The sequence below is a fragment of the Cyclobacteriaceae bacterium genome, from assembly GCA_030584025.1.
Classification (GTDB): domain Bacteria; phylum Bacteroidota; class Bacteroidia; order Cytophagales; family Cyclobacteriaceae; genus UBA2336.
The window spans coordinates 3,183,268-3,201,259 of sequence record CP129487.1 but is presented as its reverse complement, the minus strand read 5'-3'; the positions used below and the strand labels follow the sequence as shown (position 1 = coordinate 3,201,259).

Sequence of the window (17,992 nt, the reverse complement as noted above, 5' to 3'; positions counted from 1 at the left end):
TACTGATTTTAGGGTTATAATAGATAGATTTAAATACTAACGGTAACACTTGGTTTACTTGTACACCACGATGTAAAAAACCAGCCACAACAGGAAAATAAGCACATAGGAACTGAGTACGATATACCACACGATTTTCTTCTCTTTTCTGGCATAATGATGGATTCCTGCGACCAGCAAAAACCAGTAGACCACCTCAAAAACATTGAGGGCACGCAAGGGATAGGCGTACCGGGTGTCAATGGAGTAGTAGTCGAAAAAGTGCATCAGCGAAAGCGGATAAAATGCCCCGATGTCGGTCCAGGCCGGATCGGGTTCAATGGTTAAAAACCAGATAATTTTGAGTAGCTCTGGGATAAAAAAAACAAACTCAGCCCCGATTACCACGCCCCAGCATTGCCCGTAGGTTACGCGGTAGCCGTACATGAAACAACCCACCCAGATGACAAAGGCAATGATGGTGAACTTCCATAGGTAAACTATTGGAATGGAAATGAACTGTAAGGTACTGATCAAGGTTAGGATTGTGCCCTCCGGCCGGTCTTGCAAAAACTCAAATGCGGCTGTTTCGTTTTCAATGAAGGATTTTTTCAGGTAGAGCAACAAAACGGTAACCAGGCAAAGTAATACAAATAGCAGTTTTTTGTCGGTTGCGAATATTGATTTAGCTTCGTTTTCCGTTTGCATACCGGGGTGTTGTTAAGGTGTTGTAATGCTATGGTTATTAAGATTCAGACACAACTTTTGCTGGCCATCATTTTTTGTTTAGTCGCGTTTTCCGATGGAAAAGCACAGCCGGTTGCAAAAAATGATACAACAATAATTCTCATTTCCGATTTGGGTGTACAGTTGCAGTGTACCCAGGCGCTGAATGATTTATACAATTTTAAATTTACCGAGGCAGAGTGGAACTTTCGCTACCTGCGTTACAAATACCGTTGGCACCCGCTGCCATATTTTTTAATGGGCCTCATTGAGTGGTGGAAAATTATGCCCAACACAAAAAGTGAGGCTCATGATGAATCCTTTCTGGCCTACATGGACAGCACCATATTGGTGGCGGAAAACCTGTACAAAAAGTATCCAGCCTATAAAATTGAAGCTTCTTTTTTCCTTTCTGCTGCGTATGGTTTCAAAGGGCGATTGTATTCCGATGAATACCGAAAGCAATGGCGTAAGGCGGCATCGGCAGGCAAGAATGCATTAAATTACCTGGAAGAAAGCAAGCAGGGCGCAGACCTGAGCCCGGAGTTATTGTTTGGCGATGCGCTGTTTAATTACTTTTCCGTTTGGGTTCCGGAAAATTATCCGGCCTTAAAGCCCATCCTGTGGTTCTTTCCTAAAGGCGATAAAAAACTTGGACTGGAGCAGTTGAAAGAAGTATCCTATAATGCCTTTTACACCCGCACCGAAGCGATGGTTTGGCTGATGCGGATTTTGAACAATTATGAGAATGATCAACCGAGGGCGTTTCAAATTAGTGAGTATTTATACAATACCTATCCGGATAATCCAGTGTTTCATCGCTACTATGCACGTATGTTGTACTCCGTTGGTCGGTTTGCGCAAGCTGAACCGGTAAGTAAGCAAATACTAGTGCGTATTGATAGTGGAGTGGTGGGGTATGAAGCTACGAGTGGGCGTTATGCCGCTTTTTTTCTGGGTCAAATCAATGAAGCCAAGCGTAACCTGGATGAGGCAAAGAAATATTATGAGTTGTGTGTGAAGTATGCCGAAGAAATTGATGCAACTGAATCCGGCTATTACCTGTATTCGTTAATCGCCTTGGGCGAAATCGCACAAAAACAAGACAATAAAGCGGAGGCTAAAAAGTATTTCACACTGGTCAAAAAGAAATCAAAACGTAAGGACGAAGCCTTTAAAGATGCCAAACGCAGACTCAAGAAGATGGAGCAGGTGGATTAGCCCTGCTCAAAGTTCAGGGTTTAAGGCTTAGTTAATCGCCAGATTTATAACTTTGAATCTGAGACTTTGAACCTGCAACGCACGTGGAACTCCGTGATCTTATCGTTACGCCTATTGTATTGATTTTGGTTTACGTGGTTGCGTACCTGGTAAGACCTCATGTAACGGATAATGTTAACCGGAAATATTTTTTTCCTGCTCTTACTTTGAAAATTGTTGGGGCAATATGTTTAGGCTTACTGTATCAGTTTTACTACAATGGTGGGGACACATTTAATTTTCATACGCGGGGAAGCCGGATAATATGGGAAGCATTTATGGACTCACCATTAGTTGGCTTTAAGTTGTTGCTTTCTAAGGGTATATATGAGCCAGGAGTCTATAAGTATGCATCAGAAATTCCATTCTATAGGGATGCTTCTTCATTTTTTGTAATCCGGGTAGCCTCCATTTTTGATTTGATTACTTTCTCAAGCTACTCAGCCACTGCCGTTTTGTTTAGCGTGATAAGTTTCGCTGGGGCTTGGGTTTTATTTTTAACTTTTTACCAGTCTTCGCCAACTCTTCATCGTTGGATTGCCATAGCCACATTGTTTATTCCATCAGTTATATTTTGGGGTTCAGGCTTGCTAAAGGATACGCTAACACTTGCCGCCATTGGTTTCTTAACTTATGCTGTTTATAAATTATTTATCCAAAAGAGATTTTCTTTTAGATCTGTGATTTTGATGTTACTGAGTGCATGGGTAATTTTTTCCATAAAGAAATACATACTGCTGTGTTTTCTTCCGGCTTTGCTGCTGTGGGTTTATGCTGGACAACTAGCTTCCATCAAATCTTTAGTAACAAGAATATTGACTGTACCTGTCGTTATTTCTGTATTGATAATTTCGGGATACTATGCCATTTATTTCGTAGGTAAGGATGACCCACGTTATTCTATTGATAAATTAGCAGAGACAGCTCAAATAACGGCCTATGATATTGGTTTCTATACGGGGAAGGATGCAGGAAGCACGTATAGTTTGGGTGAGTTGGATGGAACTTTTGTAAATATGGTTGGCAAAGCGCCTCAGGCAATAAATGTTTCTTTGTTCAGGCCATATCTGTGGGAGATCAAAAATCCATTGATGCTGCTTTCTGCACTTGAAAGTGTACTAATGTTAATGGCTACCATTTACGTTGCCTTTAAAAGCAGGCTTCGTATCAAGTTTTTGATTAACCCTACTGTTTTATTTTGTTTAGTATTCAGCATTACTTTTGCTTTTGCTGTGGGCGTATCCACATTTAATTTTGGAACTTTGGCTCGATATAAGATTCCACTTTTGCCATTTTATATACTGGCCTTGATTTTTCTTCTCCATTATTCGAATAGAGATAAGAAATTGCCGGTGTTGGAAAGTACCGAATAGCCTTCAATAACTTTTTGGCGGCCAGCCAAGCCAAGTTGTATTCTAGCCGATTGGTTGTTGATTAAGTATTCGAGGTGCGTAATCCAATCCTGTTCACTTTCAGCAAGAAAACCGTTTACACCATGGACAATAATCTGTTTATTGACACCAACCGGAGAAATTACGCAAGGTATTTCCATGGCCATATATTGAAGCGCTTTGAATCCGCACTTTCCTTTTGACCACTCGTCATCCGGCAGCGGCATAATGCCAATGTCAATTTTTGAAAGGTCTTCAGCCTCAGTTTCCTTATTCCATTTGAGGAATTCAAGATTTCGCAACTTCAAATCTGGCTTTTTGTCAGCAATTATTAATATCTGTACGTTTGGATATTTAGTTTCCAGGTATTCAAGAATGAGCTCTATTTCTTTCAGGTATTTTAAAGTAGAGTGAGATCCAGTCCAGCCAATGGTGATTTTTTCTGAATTTTTCTTTATTATTTTTCGCGGATTATGCAGGTTTTCAGTATCGATTGTAGTAGGATTAACCACCACATTGGAATTGAATTGCCGGGCATAATTGGCAAGGTACTCGTTTCCGCAGCTTACTTTATAGCTCCATGTACAAATGGATGCAACTTTGCCCCGCCAACGAAGAAGTTTTTCAATTTTCGATTCATTCGTTTTGTCTGTTAACCAGATGGCATCATCGAAGTCGTATATGATTTTCTTTCGAAGAATCTTTGCAATAATCCATTCAAGTAGTGGAGGGCCAATAGGGGCTGCTTCCCGATGGATAAATACAAAATCTTGAGCTCTCAAATTGAGCAGGGCATAGATTCTATGTATTAAACCTTTAATTACTTTTAATAACCTTTGTACTAAGCTTTTTTGAGTATAAAAGTTATGAAATGCATTTTGCTCTAGGAGCGGATACATTTTTACGATAAATTCTTTCTGCGCTAATACATTAAAATATTGCTCAAACCTAAAACGTTGAGAGGGTGCTTCATGCTTTGGATAAGGCACTAAAAATGTAATTTTCATAAAAGCACGTACATTTGTAGGTCAAAAATCGATATTAACCAATTAAGGGATGATTTCGAAGCGTTTTTTTTTCTGGCGTATTTTGGGAAGCATCAAGAAGAGTATGCCCAGCTTTGTAAGTAAGGCAATTATAAGGCTTCTTCCTTTGGCCTTTTTTTTATCATGGATTGAAATAGCTGGGTTGGTTCTGATCGTACCGGTTATTCGGATTCTTTTAGACACACGAATTATTTATGAAAATCCTCATTTGTACAAGATGTTCCTTTTAATCGATGCTAAAAATGAGATTGAATTTTTGGTTTTTTTTCTGGCGTTAATCGTTTTATTTTTCATTGTAAAGAATTTTGTCTTTTATTGGGCTTCATTTCGCCAAACGAAAATTACTTATTCAGTTGCCGAGCGCCTAACTTCACTTCAATTTCAACTATACCTTCTTCAGCCGTATAAATTGCATGTTAAGGATAATACAAGTATCCTGCTTAGAAAGATAATAGAAATACCATACAACTTTATTACTGGGATAATGTTGCCTGTAGTCCAGGTAATAAATGAATTTATTGTTTTACTGCTTATTATAGTTGGGATACTTATTTACAACTGGTTCCTATTTGTAAGCATGGTGCTATTTGTTGTTCCCTTCTTTTTGCTTTATTCAAAGTTATATAAGAAGCAACTAAGCAAAGTGTCAAAAGAGAGAGAGGTTGGGCATAGTGAGATGTTTAGAAAAGGAAGACAAGGTATTGAGGGCTTTCGGGAGATCATACTTTTTAATAAACTCAACTATTTCAAGCCTCAGTTTCACAGTGCAGTAGGTAAATTTTCCGATGCAATGGCTAAAATCTATCACCTGAATGCATTATCACCTAAGATAATTGAAACATTGGCTATTCTGTGTGTACTGACAATTTTTGTTGTTGGTATAGTACTGGGATATAATATAGAAAAGTTAGTGGCTTTTTTAGCAACTTTTACCTTAGGCGCTTATCGCCTAATTCCCTCAGTAAATAAGTTAATCCTAAGCTATAACAATATAAGATCTTCTGAATTCGTCTTTGATCATTTCCGCACAGTATCCTGGAGTCAAGGAGATGGAGTTGACAGTGAAGACATGGAGCCATTATCCTTTGAAAAACAAATCAAACTTTCAAATATTTCCTTTTCTTTTTATGAAGAGAAAAGGCTACTAAATGGTATCAATCTATCTATTAATAAGGGTGAAATTATTGGAATAGTAGGTAAATCGGGTAGTGGAAAATCTACTCTTATAAATATCATGTTAGGTCTTTATCAGCCAACTATGGGTAAAGTTTTAGTTGATGATGTTGAAATAAATCAGTTCAATTTAAAAAGCTGGCATAGAACAATAGGATATGTGCCACAAAATCCAGTTTTGATGGAGGGAACCATTCAGGAAAATATAGCATTCGGGGAATTTTCCGACAAAGTTGATGAAACACGTCTTCAATGGGCAGTTAAAAATAGTGGTCTTAAAGATTTTGTAAGTGATTTACCTTTAGGTTTGAAATCCATTATAGGAGATAAGAGTTTAAATATTTCAGGAGGACAAAGGCAGCGTATTGCTATTGCCAGAGCTTTATATCACCAGGGCAAAGTTTTGATTTTTGATGAGGCAACGAGTTCTCTGGATAGGGAAACTGAGCAATTGTTAACAGAATCTATCCGGCATTTACGTGATCAGAATTATACCATAATCATAGTTGCCCATCGGATTGAGGCACTTAAGTACTGTGATCGAATATTTAAGATAAAGGATGGTAAGCTTAGCGACTCATTAGCGTATAATGAAATTGTAGAATGGCAGAAATAATGTCTCCCTTGGTAAACGGTGCGCGTGTAGTGTTGGAAAAACAACTGAGTGCTCTAGAACTTGCTCGTCAGTATCAAGAAAAATTTCAACTTGATATTGGTTATCTTTTTAAAGAAACAACTGTAATCAACTTGTTTAGATGTACTGAGACAGGTTATCGATTTTATTATCCCTTTCATGTTTCAGGGGATGATGAGTTTTACAGACATTTTGGAATGTATGACTGGTATTATCTGTCTTGGAAATGGGAACACGAAGAAAGTTTGAAGTATATCCTTCCAGAAGATCATGTTTTGGAGGTAGGAGCTGCAAATGGAAATTTTCTTGACGGATTAAAGCAAAGGGGAATCCATAGAGCAGTTGGGTTAGAACTAAACTATAATGCTGCGGAGGAAGGGGGTAAAAGAGGTTTAACAATTTATACTGAGTCTGTTACTGATCACGCTGTAACACACTCCAATCAATATGATGTTGTGTGTTCTTTTCAGGTACTTGAACATATACCTCAGGTTAAAGAAGTTATTGAGGCCATGGTGTCTTGCTTAAAGCCGGGTGGTAAGCTTATTATTTCTGTACCAAATAATGATGGGTATATTAAAGATAACCCACTACCTAGTAAAATACTAAATATGCCCCCACATCATATGGGCTTATGGAATGAGGAGTCTTTAAGAAATTTATCTAAAGTTTTTCCGTTAGAATACGTTAAAGCGTGCATTGAACCTCTTCAGCCGATTCATATGGACACCTATCAATACACCCGGGTTAAAGGACTTCTACTTAATAGTGAGTTTCTTACGAAAATTTATTGGAAACTAAGGATTCATTTGCTTGTTCGGCAACTACTAAAACTATTTTCGAGGTACATTAAGGGGCACTCAATAATGAGCATTTATACAAAAAGATCAATATAGTCCTAAGTTAAGCATTGAAAAAGACACGAGTAATCCATTTGGTGAATAGCCTTGCCCTGGACGGTTCAGGGAAAGTAGTGATGGATTTATGTAGGCTAATTCCAAATGATAAATATGATGTAAGCGTGGTTTCCTTGACGCAGGAAATATCACTTTCAAAATTGCCTCAATGGCCTAACCACATACCTGTATTTTCTTTCGATTATTTTTTTGATTCCAATTATTCCCTGAGAAGATACATTACTTTGTTCTTTATCAGAAGCATAACCTTGAGCAGAGGAAGTGAGATAATCAGGTGTATCGAAGAACTCAAACCCGATGTTTTGCATTGCCACCTTCAGCCACGGGAACTTATTTTAGCGCTAGAGCTCAAGAAAAGAATCAATGTTAGACTTTTGTTCACAGATCATTTGAAGAGGTTAGAATGCGGTAAGTATTCATCGTTAAATCTATATGGTTTGGCTTGGACGTATCGTAAAATTTTTTCTCATTTTCATATAGTAGCGGTTTCAAAAAGCGTACAGGAGTATCATATTCATTTTTCGTTGATAAATAAAAGCATGATCCATCGGCTAATAGAAAATAAGATTGATACTTCATATTTCTTACCGGGTAAGAAAAGTGGTGACTCTTTACGTGTAATCTATGTGGCTCGACTTGAAGCCCGAAAGGGCCATAAGGTATTGTTGAAAGCATGGTCAAAATTAGGGAAACCTAAATGTCCAGTTGAGTTACAGTTGTTAGGAGATGGAGATGAAGCTTTTATAAAAGAACTAAAGTCTTTAGTGGAGCCAGGTCGTGACCAATTCCCGGTTAGGTTTGTTGGGAGTATTCAAAATGTCCTTCCGTATTTACAAGCCGCAGATATTGCTGTTTTTCCATCGTTCCAAGAGGGACTCTCCATTTCATTTTTAGAGAAAATGTCATGTGCCTTGCCAGTTATTGCCTCAGATATTCCTGAACTGGCTCAACTGATAAGCAATATGGAAAACGGATTGCTTTTTAGAACGGGTGATTCAGAGGATTTGTGTAGTAAACTGGAGCTATTAATCAATGATCGAGAACTTCGTGAGAAGCTTGGTGGTAAGGCACGTAGATTTGTAATGGATCATTACGATATCTCAAACCTGAAAACTGAGTATGAAGAAGTTTACAAAGGAATTCTTGCTCTACCATAATATTGTGATTGCATGAAGCAAGGTGTAGTTTATCTTGAGGGTCGACCAATTGCACACCCTATGCACCGAAGGTTTGCCGAAGCGGTGACAGAGTATATTGATTTTATTGATGTGAGAATGCAATGGCAAGATTTGGGACGTTCTTATTTATATAATCTCATCTGTTGGTTTGTAAATGCAAAGTATCTATCCTCAAAATACAAGAGCCAAGATATCTTCTTGATTGATAATCTCCATTTTACTCCGGTCATTATGAATATGTTGTTTGCTCGTCCTCGAAAAAAATTGGTAGTACATTTGGGTAGTCATACACTTTATTTTATTCGAGAAAAAAAGTTTTCCCGACTAAATTCATGGCTTCATAAACAGGCTTTGCAGCGGTACGATGCGCTAATTTGTGAAGGACAAATGGCAAGAGAAATAGTGACAGAGCTTTTAGGTGAAAAAGCACCAAAAACCTATGTTACTTTCTTGGGGCCACCAAGTGAGCGTGTAAAAGCACTTCAGTCAATTAAATATGCTAACTTTTCTAAAGTCATTCTTATCATTGCCAACGGCCCTTCGGATTTTCGCCTCTTTTATAAGGGCCTGGATGTAATGATTAAAGCTTTTGGATTGGCGGCTAATCAGATTGCGGATATCAAACTCAAAATACTGGGAGCTTGGAATGAAGCCACAATCGCCAAATTGCTTACAGGTTTAGAAGAGCATATTAGTAGTAGGATTTCTTTTGAAGGAAGCGTGACCAGCATTGAGGATTATTTAGCTGAAGCTGGATTGTGTTTACACTGTAGCCGTGGTGATGCCTTCCCAACCTCGACTATAGAGGCAATGACTGCTGGAGTACCAGTAATCGTGTCTGAATCAACTGGTACAAAGGAAGTGCTTGAGTTAGTTGATTCCAGATTGATTTCATCATTAGATGAAAATCAAATAGCAGATAAAATTATCTGGTTTTTTGAATTATCGGAACATGAGAAGTTAATGCTTTCCGCTGCTTGTAAACGAGAAGCGGAGAACTTTACGGAAGAAAAGGCCAAAGAACATTATGTTAAAACTTTTAATAACATTTGTAAAAAATTAACACTTTCAAGGAAGTGAATATTCTATTTTATCAACCATATAACCAGGCTGTTCCATACATTGAATCTGTTGGCGAACAATTTGTTCGGGAAAGGCACAGCGTTTTTTTTCTTACTCATGATCCTGAAGGAATTGCTCATGAAAATTTTCGAAAAGTGGGATGTAAAACTTATAGCTTACCCATTAAAAGAAATTTTTTTTTCCAATACTATTTCTTAAGAATATGGAAACTGACTGAGTTTTGTCGTGTACATAATATTGATGCTGTATATAGTCATTTTCAAGAGGCTAATCTTATTTCAGTGATTGCACAGTATTTTTGCCGATCAACATTTATAATCAACAGGCATCATACAGATTGCGCATTTGTAGATAATAATGTTCGTGAAAAATGGGGTGATAAAATAATTAATCGGCTATCCAAAATTTATATTGCCACATCACCAAAAGTACAACAGCAAATGGTAGAAATAGAAAAGACCGCTCCTTCAAAGGTAAAGTTGATAAACTATGGATATAAATTTGATAACCTGCCAATTCCTGATGATACTAAAGTTAAGGCAATAAGAAATCGGTTCCCTGCTAAATTACTATTGGTTCAAGCGGCCCGATATATTCCTGAAAAGAGGCATGAGCTATTATTAGATGCAATACAAAAAATAATTAGCTTAGGATTTAATGTAAAACTTTTATTATTAGGTAAAGGTCCTTTAGAAAAAGAAATTGAAAGCCAGATTAAAGCTAACCGCCTTGAAGGTCATGTTTTTCAGCTTGGATTTCAATCAAACATAATGGACTACTATGCGGCTGCTGATTTAATTGTTCACTTTTCAATTTCTGAAGCAAGCAACAGCGCAATAAAGGAGGCTGCTCTTGCTGACACTCCGGTGGCTGTATGTTCAAATGTTGGCGATTTTGATGATTATATTGTCCACGAAAAAAATGGCTTTCTATTGGATTATTATAACCCTGCTACTGATCTCATTCATATCGTTTCGGATATAATGATGGGAGAGTATAACTTAGAAGAACTCGGCCGTCAGTTGCACAGTGATGTTGTGCAGAAGTTTGACATTAAGAATGTGATAAAGGACTACCAGACGCTTAACAGTATAATATTAAATGGGTTTAAAAAGTAAATTCAAAACTTTGTTGTGGTTTATAAAAAGACCCAATATGTATCGTCAATTGGGTTTTCTTTTATACCAACGATTATTTCCGCATCCACTGGAAGATACAAGAGCTGAGGCAACCAGATGGTGTCAGCAACGAAGCGTTTCCTCTTTTAAGGCAATTGAAATATTGACTGGCAATGAAAGGGTTTTATCGATAGAAGAATTATTTCCGGAATTTTTGGCTAACGCCCAGCAAATTGTAAATGACTTGCCTGTTAAAATGGGTGGTGAAGCTGATCTTGAGCTTTTGTATTATTTAGCTGAGAAATGGCAAGCAAAAACTATTGTTGAGACTGGGGTGGCTTACGGTTGGTCATCTTCAATATTTTTGCTTTCACTCCAACATAGACCAGGCGGAAAACTTTTTAGTACGGATATGCCTTACCCCAAAATGAATAATGAAAGTTTTGTGGGATGTGTTGTTCCGGATGAACTAAAATCCAACTGGACTTTAGTATCTCTTCCAGATCGTCAGGCATTAACGAAGATTAAAAGGAAAATAGAAGAAATAGATCTATGTCATTATGATAGTGACAAATCGTATCGCGGTAGAATGTGGGCTTATAAGAAATTATGGCATATTCTTCGTTCAGGAGGTCTCTTTATTTCTGATGACGTGAATGACAACGTTGCATTTAGGGACTTTTCAAACAAGTTGGGTTTAAAACCAATAGTTGTTTTTTATGAGCCAGAGAATAAGTATGTGGGCATTTTGGTGAAATCGATTTGAAAGAAAAACGCAACATTCTCTATCTTACTTATGATGGACTGACAGATCCGTTGGGAGGGTCACAAATATTGCCCTATTTGATCGGATTGTCTAGTAGTTATAATATCACTGTAATCTCATTTGAAAAGAAGAGTGCTTTTATTCAGTATAGTAGCAATATTGAGGAAGTTATTGAAGGTAAAATCAAATGGATACCAAAGCAATATTTAAAGTGGCCGCCAGTTGTTTCAACTCTTTACAATCTTGTTGGGTTATGGTATGAATGTAAGTTGCTGTCACAAGATAATCACTTTCATATTGTTCATTGTCGAAGTTACATAACAAGCCTTATTGGCTTGTGGTTTAAAAGCAAATTTAAATCCCGTTTTGTTTTTGATATGCGTGGCTTTTGGGCTGATGAGCGTGTTGAGGGAGGTATTTGGAATTTAAGAAATCCAATTTTTGCGCTCATCTACAAATACTTTAAGCACAAGGAACTTGAGTTTATACACGAAGCGGATCACGTTGTGGTCTTGACTGAAAAAGCCAAACAAATCCTAAAGTCGTGGGGCAGAAATCATGCTGTATCCGTAATCCCTTGCTGTGTAGATACTGACTTTTTCACACCATATAGAGTAGAAGACGCTTCAAAACTTAGCATTCGACAATCGCTTAATTTGAAATCAAATGAGTTTGTGTTAACATATATAGGGTCATTGGGAACCTGGTATATGTTGAACGAAATGCTTGATTTCTTCAAAAGTCTTAAACTTCTACAAGAAGATGCCAAATTCTTGATTTTAACCGGTGAGCTAAAAGACACGATCTATGCCGTGGCCGAAGAGCGGGGGGTGAAAACAACTGATCTTATAATTAAAAGAGTTCAAAGAAATGAGATGCCTATTTACATTTCTATATCTGACTTCACAATTTTGTTTATTAGAAATACATTCTCAAAGCAAGGATCTTCACCAACAAAACTAGGTGAGTCACTGGCGATGGGGATCCCCGTTATAGCGAATGCAGGAATAGGTGATATTGATGTGCTGTTTAAGGACGGCAATATCGGAATGATAATAGAGGAATTTTCTTTTCGCAAGTATCAGGAAAGTGTCAAGAAGGTGCTTGAGTTTAAAGGTAATATCCTAGCCATCCGAAACCAAGCAGAAAGTTATTTATCCCTTAACCGCGGCATAATTCTATATAGCAATATCTACAAAGTCCTTTTAGATCAAGAAGACGATTCTTAAATGAAATTTTAAAGGGTTACCTTTGTAGTAACTTAGGTATGTTGTTTCATGATTGCTATGCGGTATTGTGTGTTGATTCTTGTTTGTTTTCTTCAGCTGACTGTAAACATTTCAGTCAAAGCTCAACTTCCTATAGCAGAATTCTTAGCACCGGGTTCAGTTTGTCTAAATCAGCGCATTGATTTTGTTAACCTATCTCAAAATGCAGATTTCTATGAATGGGATTTTTGTGAAGGTGATCTTCTCCAAGTTCCTACAGGGCTAACTATTGGCTCGCTTTCTGATGCCTTCAATCCGAAGGAGATGGACGTTGTGAAGGCTGGAGACAATTGGTATGGTTTTGCAACTAGTCGCAATACGAACGCTATCTATAGGATTAGCTATGGTACAAATCTAAACAATCCAACGCCACAGATCACAAATTTGGGTAATATTGGCAATGCTCTTGCTGGCCCCGAGCAGATAAAACTTGTTCAGGAAAATGGCACATGGTACGGTTTAGTGGTGAATAGTAGTACATCCACCTTGATGCGTTTGATATTTGGAGAATCGCTAGAGTCAACCCCTACAATCGAACTGATTGCTTCTAATATAAGTGCTGCAAATAGTGGTATGGATATTGGGATTACAAATGATGAAATAGTTGTAATTGTTACAAATTCCGTTAATCAGACACTTCAAATTATAAATTTGAGAAACTCAATCGAAAATACTCCTCAACCATTGGATATAATTACCGTTTCTGCTCCACTTGGTGCATCATCACTTGATGACATCAATCTTATAAGAAGTGATGGGCAATGGTATGCGTTGTTGATTGCATTCAATTCAAGAACTATATATAGGTTAGATTTTGGTGCGTCTCTATTTATGGTTCCTTCATTTTCGCAAATAATTACACCATCGTTTGCCACAAATGAACGACCGTCAGGAGTAAAAATGACCATCGATGCAGGAAGGTTTATTGGAATAGTTCAAACTTTTAATGGTTCGTTGTTTCGGTTAGATTTTGGTGCGAACATAGTGAACAGCAATCCAACTGTGACTAGTTTGGGGAATCTTGGTCTTCTAGCAAACAGTGTAAACTTTGAGTGTGTTAAGGATGGATCAAATTGGTATGGTTTTGTAATCAACCAAACAAGTAGAACAATCGCGAGGATTAGCTTCCCCAATATTTGTTTTGCGAATATTTCTTCATCCAACGAATGGAACCCAACAGGAATTGAGTACACCGCCTCTCAGACGTATTTTGCTTCTTTAATCGCTAGGAAAGGAAATAATTATGATTATTACAGTAAAGCGATCGATGTTTCGTCAAACATGGCACCCGATATTGAATTTAGTTCTCAAAACGTTTGCATAAATAACAATGTTGAATTTACCTCACAAAATACATCGGAAAATATTACATCTTATGCATGGGATTTTGGTGACATGAACACTTCTTCAGTGCCCGATCCGGTCCATATCTACACCACAGCAGGCAATTATGAAGTTCGTTTATCTGTTATAGCATCAAATGGGTGTGGCAACTTAGAACGCGATCATATTACAATTTTTAATCAACCTATCGTTGATTTTAACCTTCCTGCTGTATCACCGATTTGTACGAATCAAAATTATGAAATTATTAATAATTCTATTTTTGAAGCCGCACTTACTCCTGTTTGGGAATGGAGTGTGAATGGACAAGTAGTGACCACTAATCAAAATTTGAACTTTGCATTTCAGAGCCCTGTCAGTCAGGAGTTGAAACTTATAGCCTCAATACCTGGCTGCACAAGCGAGATTGTGAAGACTATCAATTCAGTAACCGAAGGCCCCCTTGTAAACTTCTCCTCATTCGGCCAGTGCCAGGATGCTCCGGTAACATTTACCAATGAAACAACCGGAGCGGTGAATGGGTATAACTGGGATTTTGGTGACGGACAAAATTCGATTGATGAAGATCCGCTAAACAGTTACGGTTCGCCCGGTACGTTTGATGTAACCCTTACGGCTTTTGGTACATCGGGGTGTAACAACACCAAAACAGAATCAGTAACCATTTACTCGAAACCTCTTGCTAACTTTTCCGTTGCGTTACCACCTTTTTCGTGTTCAGGTACGCCCACACAATTCACTGACATTACCCCAAATCCATTCGATAGTAATTTAGCCTCCTGGCAGTGGAATTTTGGAGATGGAAGCGGGTCGTCAACTGCACGTAATCCTCAGTACACCTTTCAAAATGCTGGTGACTATTCCGTAAGTCTTACAGCAACAACCAACTTTGGTTGCTCGGCCATTGTTCAAAAGCCTGTTACCATCTCTCCATCGCCCGTGGCAAACTTCACCAATTCTCCACCTTGCTTGGGAGTGCCCATAAACTTTACCAATACATCAACCGGATCGCTGCAATCACAACAGTGGCAAATTCAGAGCTCGTTTTATACGGTTGCCAACCCGGTGCACGCCTTTCTCACATCGGGCGATAAAAATGTAACGCTCAATGTAACGGCAACCAACGGTTGTATTGCTTCCGTTAGTCGCACGCTTAATGTTCCAACTGTTCTTACACCAGACTTCTCCGTATCAAGAAATTGTATTAACCAAGAAACTGAATTCACCGATATTACCAACGATGCCGCTGACACTGTAGTGGGATATGCCTGGAATTTTGCTGGCTTGGGTAACGGAACAGAAAACCCTCAGGTGTTTAGTTTTGCCAATACGGGTAATTTTAATGTTTCATTGTCGGTAACCACGCAAACAGGGTGCGTACACAGCACGGCAAAAAATGTTTCCATTATTAATTCACCACAAGCTAGTTTTATAGCTACGCCATCTTTTGGTCCTCCGCCCTTACAGGTTCAGTTTACAAACACATCAACGAATGCAACTACCTACCTGTGGGAGTTTAAAGATCCGAATACTTCAAGCAGCACTTCGGTTTCCCCATCGTTTACATTTTCAGAATTGGGCTCATATGAAGTTGATCTTACTGCATTTAATGCACAGGGCTGCTCAACTCTTTTTAGCAGACTCATAGAAGTCGTTATACCGTTCACTGATGTTGCCCTTACGCAACTTGAACTTATTGAAACCGGACAGGCTTCTGTTAAACCAGTAGTAACCATTCAAAACAAAGGCAACATTGCCATCACGAATTTGCCCTTAACGTTTGAAGTGGACGGAACTGCGTTTCGCACGTTCGTAACCACTTCAATCCCTCCGAATTCAAGTTACTACCACCTGTCGGATTTTGAGTTACCCGCATCTTCGTCATTAACTTATGTTTGTGCCTTGGCCGAAATCGAAGACACTTCTCCCGATGACAACCAACTTTGTGCCTCCGTTGATCAGTCCATTGTTGTGTTGGCCCCGTACCCCAATCCGGCAACGGCCCAATCACACATTGACGTGCAATGGATTGTTCGTGAAAATCGGGCAGTGGAGGTGTTTATGATCAACTCAATTGGACAAACGGTGTATTCTGAAAGGGTAAACTCAGTTTCGGGACTCAATACGTTCCGCCTGCCTGCAACTGGCTTTCAAACCGGACTTTACTTTTTACAGGTACGATCAGGTGATTTTTCCCGTACCCATCGCCTGATGATTCAGGAATAATCTGTCCGTCTGTCACTAATTCTTTCGCTTTTTCCGTTATTTTTACCAAATATTATTTGGTAAATCATCTTGCTATGAAAAATATAAAACTCGACAATACTGACCGGAAAATTCTGGAATTGCTTCAGCGTAATTCCAATATCACCAATGCCCTCCTGGCAAAGGAAATTGGATTATCGCCTGCGCCTACCTTGGAACGGGTTAACAAACTTGAGAATGGTGGCGTAATAAAAAGCTACCATGCGGTAATCGATCCGGCTTCTGTTGGGCTTGGAGTAAGCACGTTTGTAATGGTTACTTTGAAAGGTCACAACAAGGAAAACATTGAGAAATTCATGAACGCCATCAACAAAGTTGAAGAAGTGATCGAATGTCACCACATTACCGGTGCTGGCGATTTTATTTTAAAGATTATCTGTGCCGATATCGCTGCGTACCAACAATTGATGCTGGAGAAAGTTTCCAATATTGATGTTGTTGACAGCCTTCAGTCGATGGTGATTCTTTCCACCATGAAGAACAGCAAAGTGTTGCCTATTCCAAACTAATTTATGGTTTCGGAAAAAACGTTGATTCTGGATGCTGCCCAGGTGAAGCAGAAAATCCGCAGGATGGCTTTTGAGATTTATGAAAATAATTTCAAAGAGAAGTCCGTCATCATTGCGGGTATAGATGGTCAGGGATATGTGCTGGCTAAACTGTTGACCAAAGAAATTGAGGCGATTTCCTCCATTGAAGCCAAATTGGTAAAAGTGAGCCTGGATAAATTGGCGCCACAACAAGGTGAGGTTATTCTGGATTGTGATACCAAAGAGGTTAGAAAGAAATCCATTATTCTGGTGGATGATGTGCTTAACACGGGAAGAACGTTGGCATACGGCCTTAAACCTTTTCTGGACACGGATGTGAAAAAAATTGAAACCGCAGTTTTAGTGAATCGGAGTCACGCTAATTTTCCGATCTATCCGCAATACACTGGTTATGCGTTGGCCACAACCATTAAAGATCATGTAGAAGTTGTGCTTGGAAAAGAGTCGGCTGTTTACCTTAAGTAAGTTACATGTCTGTTCATAAATCCGAAATCAAAAAAATCACTACGCACCAGCTTCAGGAGATGAAGAATCGTGGTGAAAAAATTGCCATGCTCACGGCCTACGATTACAGTATGGCAAAAATCATTGATGGCGCAGGCATTGATATTATTCTGGTAGGTGATTCGGCCTCCAACGTAATGGCCGGTAATGAGACTACACTGCCGATTACGCTTGATCAGATGATTTATCATGGATCATCAGTAGTAAAAGCAGTAAACCGTGCCTTGGTTGTTGTGGATCTTCCATTCGGATCGTACCAGGGAAGTTCAGTAGAAGCTTTGCGCTCGGCCATTCGCATTATGAAGGAGGCCGGTGCACATGCGGTTAAGTTGGAGGGAGGAAGTGAAGTAAAAGATTCGGTTGAACGCATTCTTACCGCAGGCATTCCGGTAATGGGGCACCTTGGATTAACCCCTCAATCGATTTATAAATTCGGAACGTATTCCGTTCGTGCAAAAGAAGATGCCGAAGCAAAAAAACTGTTAGAAGATGCTCACTTGTTACAAGAGTGTGGTTGTTTTGCGCTTGTGTTGGAGAAAATTCCAGCTACGTTGGCCAAGCAGGTAGCAAGTTCACTGCATATTCCGGTAATTGGTATTGGTGCAGGGCCAGATGTAGACGGACAAGTACTGGTCATGCAGGATATGTTGGGGATCAATCAGGATTTTAAACCACGGTTCTTACGCAGGTATGCTGATCTTCATTCTGCCATTACAAATGCGGTTGGCCAGTATGTAACCGATGTTAAGGCGAAGGAATTTCCCAACAAGGGCGAGATGTACTAAGCGC

Annotated in this window: 15 protein-coding genes; 13 read left to right on the top strand and 2 right to left on the bottom strand. The window is 38.9% G+C overall.

The genetic code is table 11. The features are described 5' to 3' along the window. Positions 1–54: 54 nt before the first annotated feature. Positions 55–687: a hypothetical protein gene (locus QY309_14450; protein ID WKZ59060.1), complete on the bottom strand. Its 633-nt coding sequence runs from the start codon at positions 685–687 to the stop codon at positions 55–57. Positions 688–717: 30 nt separating this feature from the next. On the opposite strand from QY309_14450, the gene QY309_14445 reads away from it, so the two are divergent. Both QY309_14445 and QY309_14440 read left to right on the top strand, forming a co-directional pair. Next, positions 718–1,926 carry a tol-pal system protein YbgF gene (locus tag QY309_14445; GenBank protein WKZ59059.1) on the top strand — a complete coding sequence of 403 codons (1,209 nt, stop codon included), beginning with the start codon at positions 718–720 and terminating at the stop codon, positions 1,924–1,926. 317 nt (positions 1,927–2,243) lie between these two features. Next, positions 2,244–3,338 carry a hypothetical protein gene (locus tag QY309_14440; GenBank protein WKZ59058.1) on the top strand — a complete coding sequence of 365 codons (1,095 nt, stop codon included), beginning with the start codon at positions 2,244–2,246 and terminating at the stop codon, positions 3,336–3,338. On the opposite strand, the gene QY309_14435 is transcribed toward QY309_14440, so the two are convergent. After that, the gene (locus QY309_14435; GenBank protein ID WKZ59057.1) at positions 3,290–4,138 is read right to left on the bottom strand and encodes a glycosyltransferase family 4 protein; all 849 of its coding nucleotides are present in this window, start codon (positions 4,136–4,138) and stop codon (positions 3,290–3,292) included. The genes QY309_14440 and QY309_14435 overlap by 49 nt on opposite strands. A 274-nt stretch (positions 4,139–4,412) precedes the next feature. Here QY309_14435 and QY309_14430 point away from each other — a divergent pair, with 274 nt between their 5' ends. The 11 genes from QY309_14430 to panB all read left to right on the top strand — a co-directional run bounded on the left by QY309_14430 (position 4,413) and on the right by panB (position 17,988). Then, positions 4,413–6,191: an ABC transporter ATP-binding protein gene (locus tag QY309_14430; protein WKZ59056.1), complete on the top strand. Its 1,779-nt coding sequence runs from the start codon at positions 4,413–4,415 to the stop codon at positions 6,189–6,191. Next, positions 6,179–7,105, top strand: coding sequence for a class I SAM-dependent methyltransferase (locus QY309_14425; GenBank protein WKZ59055.1), 927 nt, complete (start codon positions 6,179–6,181; stop codon positions 7,103–7,105). The genes QY309_14430 and QY309_14425 overlap by 13 nt, the downstream gene beginning before the upstream one ends. Positions 7,106–7,119: 14 nt before the next feature. Further along, a complete protein-coding gene (locus QY309_14420) occupies positions 7,120–8,283 on the top strand; it encodes a glycosyltransferase family 4 protein (GenBank protein ID WKZ59054.1) in 1,164 nt (387 codons plus the stop codon). A gap of 12 nt (positions 8,284–8,295) precedes the next feature. Beyond that, complete coding sequence (locus tag QY309_14415) at positions 8,296–9,384, top strand: glycosyltransferase family 4 protein (protein ID WKZ59053.1); 1,089 nt, start codon at positions 8,296–8,298, stop codon at positions 9,382–9,384. Then, on the top strand, positions 9,381–10,505 hold the full coding sequence (locus QY309_14410; protein WKZ59052.1) for a glycosyltransferase family 4 protein: 1,125 nt from the start codon (positions 9,381–9,383) through the stop codon (positions 10,503–10,505). Before QY309_14415 ends, QY309_14410 begins: the two co-directional genes overlap by 4 nt. Next, positions 10,489–11,271: a class I SAM-dependent methyltransferase gene (locus QY309_14405; GenBank protein WKZ59051.1), complete on the top strand. Its 783-nt coding sequence runs from the start codon at positions 10,489–10,491 to the stop codon at positions 11,269–11,271. Before QY309_14410 ends, QY309_14405 begins: the two co-directional genes overlap by 17 nt. Further along, the gene (locus QY309_14400; GenBank protein ID WKZ59050.1) at positions 11,268–12,500 is read left to right on the top strand and encodes a glycosyltransferase; all 1,233 of its coding nucleotides are present in this window, start codon (positions 11,268–11,270) and stop codon (positions 12,498–12,500) included. Before QY309_14405 ends, QY309_14400 begins: the two co-directional genes overlap by 4 nt. Before the next feature lie 48 nt (positions 12,501–12,548). Further along, on the top strand, positions 12,549–16,109 hold the full coding sequence (locus QY309_14395; GenBank protein WKZ59049.1) for a PKD domain-containing protein: 3,561 nt from the start codon (positions 12,549–12,551) through the stop codon (positions 16,107–16,109). Between the two features lie 74 nt (positions 16,110–16,183). After that, positions 16,184–16,657, top strand: coding sequence for an Lrp/AsnC family transcriptional regulator (locus QY309_14390; GenBank protein ID WKZ59048.1), 474 nt, complete (start codon positions 16,184–16,186; stop codon positions 16,655–16,657). A 3-nt stretch (positions 16,658–16,660) separates the two neighbouring features. Further along, entirely contained in the window at positions 16,661–17,164 is a 504-nt protein-coding gene (locus QY309_14385; protein WKZ59047.1) for a phosphoribosyltransferase family protein, read from the top strand. A gap of 5 nt (positions 17,165–17,169) precedes the next feature. Further along, positions 17,170–17,988: a 3-methyl-2-oxobutanoate hydroxymethyltransferase gene (gene panB, locus QY309_14380; GenBank protein ID WKZ59046.1), complete on the top strand. Its 819-nt coding sequence runs from the start codon at positions 17,170–17,172 to the stop codon at positions 17,986–17,988. Positions 17,989–17,992 lie beyond the last annotated feature (4 nt).